The following is a 6,157-nucleotide window of genomic DNA, read 5'->3' on the forward strand; positions in this document are numbered from 1 at the left end:
GCCTCACCAGGCGATCGCTTCGCCCTTCCAGGTCCGGAAGCTGTTGGTGTCGGAGATGCCGGACCGGTCGATCGTTGCGATCAGGCCGGCGGCGCTTTCTGTCGGCGGGATGTCGGCTCCGCCACCGCCCATGTCGGTCTGCACCCAGCCCGGATGGAACAGCAGGATGCTGACGCCGCGCTCGCGCACGGCGTTGCCGAACACGACCATGGCCATGTTCACGGCCGATTTCGAAGAGCGATAGGCGAGCGCCCCCGAGGGATTGCCGGCGATTGAGCCCATGCGGCTGCTGATCGTCGCGATCTTGCGCCCTTGCGAGGCCTCGACATTGGGCAGGAATGCCTGCGCCACGCGCAGCGGCGCATAGACATTGACCTCGAACACGTCGCGCCAGGCGTCAAAATCCATGTCGAGCGCGCCCTGCTTGTCGCGCGGGCCGTAGACGCCTGCATTGTTGACCAGGACATCGATCGGTCGGTCGGCGAGCGCAGCCTTGGCAGCGGCGACGCTCGMATCGGACGTCACATCGAGGGTGACCGGCGTGACGAGCCCGCCATGCTTGGCGACCAGCGCCGCAAGGCCGGGACTTGCCGGATCGCGCGCGGCGGCGATGACATGGTCGCCACGCGCCACCAGGGCGGTCGCAAGAGCAAGGCCGATGCCGCGATTGGCGCCGGTGATCATCCAGGTCTGAGGCATATCCATCTCCCGTGTGGAGACAGGACCTAAGCGTCAGCCCTTCGCTTTTCCATAGCCTCCCGCCGTCGGCGTGATCACGGTCACAGCCTCGCCCGCCTCGAGCAGCGTCTGGTCGCTCGGCTTCAGTTCCTCGACGGCTCCAGAAAGCCGGCGGACGATCGTCTTGCCGAGCTGCCCCGCTTCACCGCCCTTGACGCCGAAGGGGCGCACGCGGCGATGCGAGGCGAGGATGGCGCAGTCCATCCGCTCGCGGAAGCGGATCGTGCGGCTGGTGCCATCGCCGGCATTCCATTCGCCCTTGCCGCCCGAACCCGGACGAATGTGGAAATCCTCGAGCACGACGGGGAAACGCGTCTCCAGGATCTCCGGATCGGTCAGGCGCGAATTGGTCATGTGGACATGCACGCCGGAGGTTCCATTGAAGCCCGGCCCCGCCGGCGAGCCGGAGCAGATCGTCTCGTAATACTGATACTGATCATTGCCGAAGGTCAGGTTGTTCATCGTTCCCTGCGAGGCCGACATCGCCTCGAGCGCACCGAACAGCGTATTGGTGACAGCCTGGCTGACCTCGACATTGCCGGCAACGACGKCCGCCGGATAGTGCGGCGCCAGCATCGAGCCTTCCGGCACGACGATCCTGATCGGTCGCAGGCAGCCCGCGTTCATGGGAATCGCGTCATCGACCATGACGCGGAAGACATAGAGCACCGCCGCACGGGTCACCGGCGCAGGCGCGTTGAAATTGTCCTCGCGCTGCGGCGAGGTGCCGGTGAAATCGACCGTCGCCTCGCGCCTCGAACGATCGATCGTGATCTTCACCTTGATCGCGCAGCCCTGATCCATCGGATAAGTGAATTCGCAATCATGCAGCTTGGCGAGCAGCCGTGCGACGCTCTCGGCCGCATTGTCCTGGACATAGCCCATATAGGCCTGGACCACGTCGAGGCCGAAGGAGCGGATCATCTTCTTCAGCTCCGCCACGCCCTTCTCATTGGCGGCGATCTGCGCCTTGAGGTCGTTGACGTTCTGCACGACGTTGCGGACGGGATAGCGCGCGCCAGTCAGAAGCTTGACCAGCTCCTCCTCGCAGAAGCGGCCCTGATCGACGATCTTGAAATTGTCGATATAGACGCCCTCTTCCTCGATATGCGTCGCCAGCGGCGACATCGAGCCGGGCGCCACGCCACCGACATCGGCATGGTGGCCGCGGCTCGCCACCCAGAACAGGATATTCCGGTCCTCGGCATCGAAGACCGGGGTGCAGACCGTGATGTCGGGCAGATGCGTGCCGCCATTATAGGGCGCATTGAGGCAGTAGACGTCGCCCGGCCGGATGACGGGGTTGTTCCTGATCACCGTCTCGACCGACTTGTCCATCGAGCCGAGATGCACCGGCATATGCGGCGCGTTGGCGACGAGGCTCGCGGTCGAGTCGAACACGGCGCAGGAGAAGTCGAGCCGCTCCTTAATGTTCACGGAATAGGCGGTGTTCTGCAGCGTCACGCCCATCTGCTCGGCGATCGACATGAACAGGTTGTTGAAGATCTCGAGCATGACGGGATCGGCCTTGGTGCCGATCGCGGCATTCTGCACCAGCGCCTTGCTGCGATGCAGGAMGAGATGGTCCTTGGCCGTCAGCTTCGCACTCCAGCCATCCTCAACGACGACGGTCTGGTTCGCTTCGATGATGATGGCGGGTCCCGCGACGCTCTGCCCCGGAGCCATCGCTTCGCGCCGCACGATCGCGGCTTCGTGCCACTGCCCCTTCGAGAACAGGCGCGTGCGTTCGGCAACCGCCGGTTCACCGGCCCGCTCGCCTGCCGCCGTCTCCTCGAACCTGGCGCCCCCGCCAACGGCCTCGACCTCGACCGCCTCGACGACCAAGGCCTTGGTCTCGTCCATGAAGCCGAACCGCGCCTTATGCGCGACCTGGAAGGCTTCCTGCATCTCGGCCCGGCTGCCGGACGCAATCGCGATCGCCGTATCGGTGCCGGCATAGCGGATATGGGCTCGGATATGGATGGCGATCTCGCCATCCGGCACACCTTGACCGATCAGCTCGGCGCGCGTCTCGGCGCCGAGCCGCTCGGCCACCTCCGCAATCGCAGCCTTGACCCCGGCATCGAGCGGTACATCAAGTGCGGCCGTCCGCGTCGAGCGTATTTCAGCGAGCCCCATGCCATAGGCCGAGAGCAAGCCGGAGAACGGGTGCAGCAGCACGGTCTTGATGCCGAGCGCATCGGCGACGAGGCAGGCGTGCTGTCCGCCCGCACMGCCAAAGGAGTTCAAGGCATAGCGGGTGATGTCGTAGCCGCGCTGCACCGAGATCTTCTTGATCGCCTCGGCCATATTGGCGACGGCAATCTGGATGAAGCCGTCAGCGACCTCTTCGGCGCTGCGGCCATCGCCGACCTCGGCCGCAAGCTTCGCGAATTTGGCGCGGACCGCGTCCACATCGAGCGGTTGATCATGCTGCTCGCCAAAGATCGCCGGGAAATAKGCCGGGATCAGCTTGCCGACCATGACGTTCGCGTCGGTCACCGCGAGCGGGCCGCCGCGTCGATAGGCGGCAGGGCCCGGATTGGCGCCGGCCGAATCCGGGCCGACGCGGAAGCGCGCACCGTCGAAATGCAGGATCGAGCCGCCACCAGCCGCAACGGTATGGATCAGCATCATCGGCGCGCGCATCCGCACGCCGGCGACCTCGGTCTCGAAAGCGCGCTCATACTCGCCGTCGAAATGCGCGACATCGGTGGAGGTGCCACCCATGTCGAAGCCGATCACCTTGTCGAACCCGGCCGAACGCCCGGTCTCGGCCAGGCCGACGACGCCCCCGGCGGGGCCCGACAAGATTGCATCCTTGCCCTGGAACAGTTCTRCCGCGGTGAGGCCACCGGACGACATCATGAACATCAGCCGTGCGCCGGTGCGCCCGATGTCGAGCTCTTCGGAAACCTGCGCGACATAGCGCCCGAGGATCGGCGAGAGATAGGCATCGACTACCGCCGTATCGCCACGCCCGACCAGCTTGATCAGCGGCGAGACCTCGTGGCTGACCGACACTTGCGGAAAGCCGATCTCCCGGGCGATGCGCGCTGCCACCTGCTCATGCTGGGGATAGCGATAGGCGTGCATGAAGGCGATCGCCACGGCGCGGAAACCGGCATCGTACTGTTCCTGCAGGGCCGTGCGGATGGCGGCCTCGTCCGGAGCCCGTTCGACCGCGCCATCGGCCAGCACGCGTTCCGCGATCTCGACCACCGCCTCGTAGAGCTGCTCGGGCTTGATGATCTCCTTGGCGAAGATGTCGGGCCGCGCCTGGTAGCCGATGCGCAGCGCATCGCGGAAACCCTTCGTGGTCACGAGCAGCGTACGGTCGCCTTTGCGCTCGAGCAGGGCATTTGTCGCAACCGTGGTGCCCATGCGCACCTCGCCGATGCGCCCGGCGGGGATGAGCTCGCCGGCCTTGAGGCCGAGATGGTCGCGGATGCCCTGGACGGCGGCGTCGCGATAGGCGCCCGGATTCTCCKAGAGCAGCTTCCTGGCGTGAAGCTTGCCTGCCGGATCGCGGCCGATCACGTCGGTGAAGGTGCCACCGCGGTCGATCCAGAAATCCCAATGGCTCGCCGTCATGACACTCTCCCCAGCGTGACGCGAAGTCGTTTGAACAATTCATCGATAAATCGTCGATGAAATATTGACAAGCCGAATTCGGCGGCTACGATCTCAATTGTGACCGGAACATGGCTGAGGGGCCGGGCCGGTCGAGGGAGGATGCGATGACAGGATCGACCCTGGCAATCGGGCTCGGCATGCGCCGACAGTCCCGCATGGCAAAGCTGCAATCCGGCCGCGTGCGGCGGAGCGCCCGATGATCCGCACGATCCTCGACAAGCTCTATCTCTTTGCCGGCTACGCGGCGGGCTTCTTCCTTGTCACCATCTTCGTCCTGATGATGCTCCTGTCGGTCGGACGCGAGATCAATCTCAACGTGCCGTCCGGCGACGACTTCACGGCCTGGTCGCTCGTCGCAATGGCGTTTCTCGGCCTGGCGCATACGTTCAAGAAGGGTGAGATGATCCGGGTCGGCCTGCTGCTCGAACGCCTCAAGGGCGGACACCGGCGTGCGGCCGAGTTGCTCTCCCTCACCATTGCGGGAAGCTTCGTCGCCTATTTCACCTGGCAGGCCGGCACGCTCGCCTATGATTCCTGGCGCTTCTTCGACATGTCGACGGGCGTGGTCGCGATCCCGCTCTGGATCCCGCAGCTCGGGCTGGTCGGCGGGCTTGCGATCCTCCTGATCGCCGTGATCGACGAATGGATCATCGTCGTGCAGGGCCGCCGCCCGAGCTACGAACAGGAGCCGCCGGCCACCCCCGAAGAATTGGTCGAGCGCGTCGCCTCCGGCGGAGGAGTTTGAACCATGACATCGCTTGCCCTGCCGGAACTGTCGCTCATCCTTCTCGGCTTCCTCGTCGTGATCCTGGCGAGCGGCGTCTGGATCGCCGTCGGCCTCGGCCTCGTTGGCCTGCTGGCGATGGTGCTGACCACCGACATCCCGATCGGTCAGGTGCTGGCGACAACGGTCTGGAGCGCCTCGGCGTCCTGGACTCTGGCCGCGCTGCCCCTCTTCATCTGGATGGGCGAAATCCTGTTCCGTACGCGGCTTTCGGAACAGATGTTCCAAGGCCTGTCCCCCTGGCTGCAGTGGCTGCCCGGGCGCCTGATCCACACCAATATTGTCGGCTGCGGCATCTTCGCGGCCGTCTCCGGCTCCTCCGCCGCGACCTGCGCCACGATCGGCAAGATCGCCCTGCCGGAACTCAAGAAGCGCGGCTATGACGAACGCATGAGCCTTGGCACGCTTGCAGGCTCCGGAACGCTTGGCCTGCTGATCCCACCATCGATCCCGATGGTCGTCTATGCCGTCACCGCCAATGTCTCGGTGCTGCAAGTCTTCCTTGGCGGCTTCCTGCCCGGCCTGCTCGTGATGGCGCTCTACATGGGCTACGTCATCATCTGGTCGCTGCTGAACCCCGACAAGACGCCGCCTCGCGATCCATCGATTCCCTTCGCTCAGAAGCTTCGGCAATCGGCCAAGCTTGCTMCGTGCCTGATCCTGATCGCAACCGTCTTCCTGTCGCTGGTGCTCGGCTTCGCCACGGCCACCGAATGCGCCGCTTGGGGCGTCACCGGCGCCCTGTTTCTGGCCTGGTGGAGCGGCACGCTGACCTGGGCGACGCTGTTCGAGAGCATCATGAGCGCGACGCGCCTGACCTGTATGATCATGCTGATCCTGGCAGGCGCGGCATTCTGCACGGCTGCCATGGCCTATACCGGCATTCCGGCGGCACTGGCGGAATGGGTGAAGGGCAAGGATCTCTCACCGCACATGCTCGTGCTTGCGCTGACCTGCATGTACATCATCCTCGGGTGTCTGATCGACGGCATCTCGATG

At 65.0% G+C, this 6,157-nt stretch carries 4 protein-coding genes; 2 read left to right on the plus strand and 2 right to left on the minus strand.

Annotated features, from left to right (window positions below):
• Positions 1-3: 3 nt before the first annotated feature.
• Positions 4-699 (minus strand): SDR family oxidoreductase, encoded by a 696-nt coding sequence (locus tag AC1DJT_RS04010; RefSeq protein ID WP_476833574.1) that lies wholly within the window; start codon positions 697-699, stop codon positions 4-6.
• A 33-nt stretch (positions 700-732) separates the two neighbouring features.
• Positions 733-4,332 carry a hydantoinase B/oxoprolinase family protein gene (locus AC1DJT_RS04015; RefSeq protein ID WP_476833575.1) on the minus strand — a complete coding sequence of 1,200 codons (3,600 nt, stop codon included), beginning with the start codon at positions 4,330-4,332 and terminating at the stop codon, positions 733-735.
• Positions 4,333-4,570: 238 nt separating this feature from the next.
• Here AC1DJT_RS04015 and AC1DJT_RS04020 point away from each other — a divergent pair, with 238 nt between their 5' ends.
• Complete coding sequence (locus tag AC1DJT_RS04020; protein WP_441505215.1) at positions 4,571-5,119, plus strand: TRAP transporter small permease; 549 nt, start codon at positions 4,571-4,573, stop codon at positions 5,117-5,119.
• Between the two features lie 3 nt (positions 5,120-5,122).
• The coding region (locus AC1DJT_RS04025; protein WP_476833576.1) for a TRAP transporter large permease at positions 5,123-6,157 on the plus strand (1,035 nt) is incomplete at its 3' end.

The organism is Allobosea sp. 05T422_2, from assembly GCF_056396265.1.